General features: G+C 70.1%; 2 protein-coding genes. One reads left to right on the top strand and one right to left on the bottom strand.

Annotated elements, in window-relative coordinates:
* On the bottom strand, positions 1–1417 hold a 1417-nt coding region (locus tag ABZS97_RS43480), incomplete at its 3' end, for a streptophobe family protein (protein WP_356149413.1).
* 239 nt (positions 1418–1656) lie between these two features.
* Between ABZS97_RS43480 and ABZS97_RS43475 the strand changes: the two genes are divergently transcribed.
* Positions 1657–4182, top strand: coding sequence for an FHA domain-containing protein (locus tag ABZS97_RS43475; RefSeq protein WP_356149408.1), 2526 nt, complete (start codon positions 1657–1659; stop codon positions 4180–4182).
* Positions 4183–4229: the final 47 nt, after the last annotated feature.

The raw sequence follows: 4229 nt of genomic DNA, 5'->3' as shown, positions 1-4229 counted from the left end.
CCGCCCGCCGCCCGGCGGCCCCGCTCGCGTACGCCAGCAGCGCCCCGGCCGCCCCCGCGCCCGCGCCCCAGGCGGCGCCGAGGAGCAGGGCCGTGCCCAGATGGCCGTGCAGTTCGATGCCGGCGCCGAAGGCGTCGAAGCCGAGCACCGACAGGGAGGCGTCCGCGGAGACATCCGTCAGCCATGCCAGCAAAGGCAGCGCCAGAGCCGTCACGATCCCGAGCGGCAGCGCGCAGCGCCCCGCGAAACCGAGCGCGCCCCCGGGTCGTACGGTGGCCGCGTCCGGGTCCCCCGAGGGGGCGGCGACCCCTTCTCGTACGAACCGTACGAACGGTGTACGTGCGGCCGTCAGGACGCCCGCGAACAGCATCATGACCGCGGTCGCGACCGCCAACAGCCAGACACGGCTGTCCAGTTCGGCGAGGCGGCCCACCGTGACGGGCCGGCCGGAGTCGACGCTGAGCAGCTTGTCGAGCGGGTCGGGCAGCAACTTGGCCAGTTCGCCGGTGGCCTTGCCGTCCCAGGGCACGAAGAGGCCGATGGGAATGCCCAGCCACACGCCGTTGGGCGCCCCCAGCAGGGCCGCTCCCGCGATCCGCTTGGGGTGGGCGTCGCCGATCGCCGCGTACGCCGCCGCCGCGAACCCCGCCGCGACCGCCACCAGCAACACCGTGACCAGCGCGGAAGCGGCGGGCCGGACCGTGCGGTGCACGGCCTCCCAGCCGCGCGGCAGCGGAGTGCGGCGCGAGGCCAGCAGCGCGATCACCAGGACCCCGGCCGCCCAGGCCGCGCCCCCCAGCAGCGTGGGCACGGTGTCGACGGTGAAGCCCACCGCGGCCTTGGCGTTCACGAGATCACCGATCTTGCCCGGCAGCAGTCCGCCGATGTCCCCGAGCCCGCCGGGGAGTTTGTCCGTGATGTCGCCGAGGCCGCCGCCCGCCTTGTCGAGCCCGAGCTTGTTTCCGTCGATCGTGATGATGTCGTGACCGGCCCAGGCGAGCCCGCCCAGGGTCGCCACGAAGAGGGCGACCACCGCGACCGCGCGCGCCGCGAGTTCGAAGGGCGCGATCACAACTCCCGCCCCGCGCAGGGACCGTAAGAAGAACCAGGACAGCAGGAGCGCCCCCACCAGTCCCACACCGAGTGGCGTGATCTGGATGGCGGTGTGCGCCTCCGCTCCTTTCAGGCCGAAGGCGGAGACGTCGCCGGCCGGTGTGACCGAACCACCCGCACCAAGCGCCACAACCGCCGCGGTCATCGGGCCGAGCGAGCCCGCCGTGTCCGCCTCCAGCAGATGCAGTCCGAGCGCGGCGACGCCCGCCATCCCGATCAACGCCCAGCTCACGGAGGCGATCGCGGCCAGCAGTACGTCGCCCCACGGAACCCTCCGGCCGTGGTCAGCCCTGTCGATACCCATCGTCAGACCCCCCGATCCGCCCCGCGGTTTCGGACCGCGGTGTCCCCCTCGCGGGGGATTACCACTCTCCGGGCCGGTTTCAACCCCGTCAACGGGAACGGGCAACCCGCCCGTGCGCACTCTTCACAAGGCCCGACTTTCGGTCAGGGGGCTCCTACTGAAATAGTTCCCCACGATGTTCGACATCCCTAGACTCCCTGTGATGGGGGTAACTCGGGGGACAACTCAGTGGGGCTGGAGTGCCGGAACTCGTACTGGAATTGAATGGACGGACCTGGACGCTGGATGCGTCCAGGCCATACACCCTCGGACGTGATCCGCAGGGGGACATCGTGCTCGACGACGCCAGGGTGTCCTGGCGTCACGCCACGATCAGCTGGGGTGGCCGCAGTTGGGTCATCGAGGACCACGGCAGCACCAACGGCACGTTCGTGCAGGGGCAGCGGATCCATCAGATGGAGATCGGCCCCGGCTCGGCCGTGAACCTCGGCAACGCGACCGACGGTCCGCGCCTGAACCTGGCGGGTGCCGCCGCGGCCGTGGCGCCGCAGCAGGCGCAGCCGCAGCAGCAGCCGTTCGCGGCGCAGGGCGCGAGCCCCGGCTGGGCGCAGCAGCAGCCGCAGCAGCCGCAGGTGCAGGCGCCCGAACAGAGCTGGCAGCCGCCGCAACAGGCCGCCAACATCCCGCCGCAGCAGGGCGGACCCGGTGGTGGCGCGGGGGCGCCGCCGGTGTACGGCGACCGCAGCCCGACCACGTTCCACCAACTGGCCCTTGGCCGTGTGATGCGTATCGGCCGCGCGCTGGAGAACGAGCTGGTCGTCTCCGACCTGCAGGTCTCCCGCCACCACGCGGAGTTCCACGCGACGCCCGACGGGCGCTACGAGATCCGCGATCTCGGCTCGCACAACGGCACGTACGTCAACGGCCAGCCGATCACCAAGGGTGGCTCCGCGCTGCTCGGCCCGAACGACATCGTCGGCGTCGGCCACTCGACGTTCCGGCTGGTCGGCGACCGCCTCGAGGAGTTCGTCGACACCGGTGAGGTCTCCTTCTCCGCGCGCCACCTGACGGTGACGGTCGACGGCGGCAAGCAGATCCTCAAGGACGTCTCCTTCGGCGTACCGGAGAAGTCGCTCATCGCGGTCATCGGCCCGTCTGGCTCCGGCAAGTCGACGCTCCTGAAGGCGCTCACGGGCTACCGCCCGGCCAACCAGGGTGACGTCCTCTACGACAACCGGAACCTGTACAAGCAGTTCGCCGAGCTGCGCCAGCGCATCGGTCTGGTCCCGCAGGACGACATCCTGCACAAGGAACTGACCGTCAAGAGGGCCCTCAAGTACGCGGCCAAGCTCCGCTTCCCCGCCGACACCACGGGCGCCGAGCGTGACGCCCGCATCGACGAGGTGCTGCGCGAGCTCAAGCTGGACATCCACAAAGAGAAGAAGATCACCTCCCTCTCCGGTGGCCAGCGCAAGCGCGTCTCGGTGGCCCTGGAGCTGCTCACCAAGCCGTCGCTGATCTTCCTGGACGAGCCGACCTCCGGTCTCGACCCGGGCATGGACCGCGACGTCATGCAGCTGCTGCGCGGCCTCGCCGACGACGGCCGCACCGTCCTCGTCGTCACGCACTCCGTGGCCGAGCTGGCGATCTGCGACAAGCTGCTCGTGATGGCGCCGGGCGGCTCGGTCGCCTACTTCGGCCCGCCCGAGGAGGCGCTGAACTTCTTCGGCTACGACACCTGGGCCGACGTCTTCTCCGCCTTCGAGAACTACCGCGACTACGACTGGGCGGGCCGCTGGAAGGGCTCGCAGCACTACCAGATGTACGCCGCGGACATCGACGCCATCGCCCCGCAGTCGGTGCAGATGCCGCCGGCCCAGGCGATGAAGCCGCCGAAGCCGCAGGGCTGGTTCTCCCAGCTCGGCACGTTGATCCGGCGCTATGTGTCGGTGATCGTGTCCGACAAGGGCTTCCTGGCGCTGACGGTGATCCTGCCGCTCGTGCTCGGATCGGTCAGTCTGCTCATCGACTCGGGCCACGACCTGCTGGTGAACCCGCAGGTGAACGCGAAGACCGGTCAGCACATCCCGAACGGCACGGCCACCACCGTCCTGCTGATCCTCGCGGTCGGCGCCTGTTTCGCCGGTGCGGCCAACTCCGTCCGCGAGCTGATCAAGGAACGGGTGATCTACGAGCGGGAGCGCGCGACGGGACTGTCGCGCTCGGCGTACCTGATGTCCAAGGTCGTCGTGCTCGGCGTGATCACGCTGGCGCAGGGTGCCCTGGTCGGCGCCATCGGCTTCGCCACGCGTGATGTCCCCAAGGAGGGGCTGATCCTCGGTGGAGCCACCAAGCTGGAGCTCTGCCTGCCGATCATGGCGCTGGGCTTCGCCTCGATGATGTTCGGCCTGGTCATCTCCTCGCTGGTGAAGACCGCCGAGAAGACGATGCCGCTGCTGGTCATGTTCGCGATCATCCAGGTCGTGTTCACCGGCTGCCTGTTCGTGCTGAACGGCGCGGTCGGCGTCAACCAGTTCTCGTACCTGATGCCGTCGCGCTGGGCGGTCGGCGCCGCGGGTGCCACGCTGGACTTCAACGTGGTCAACCCCGACAAGGACAACCCCGGCAAGACGGACCCGCTGTGGGAGCACACCGTCGGCGCCTGGACCATGGACATGGTCGCCCTGATCGCCCTCGGCGTGATCTGCGCCTTCTTCGTGGCCCGCTTCCTGCGCCGCCACGAGCCCGAGGTCATGCGCAAGTAGTCGCTTCACAGGTACGGCGAAGGGCGGCACCCCGGTGGGGGTGCCGC

The organism is Streptomyces sp. NPDC005485, from assembly GCF_040606085.1.
Classification (GTDB): domain Bacteria; phylum Actinomycetota; class Actinomycetes; order Streptomycetales; family Streptomycetaceae; genus Streptomyces.
The sequence above is the reverse complement of the archived record's forward strand: the minus strand, read 5'-3'. Positions and strand labels throughout refer to the sequence as shown.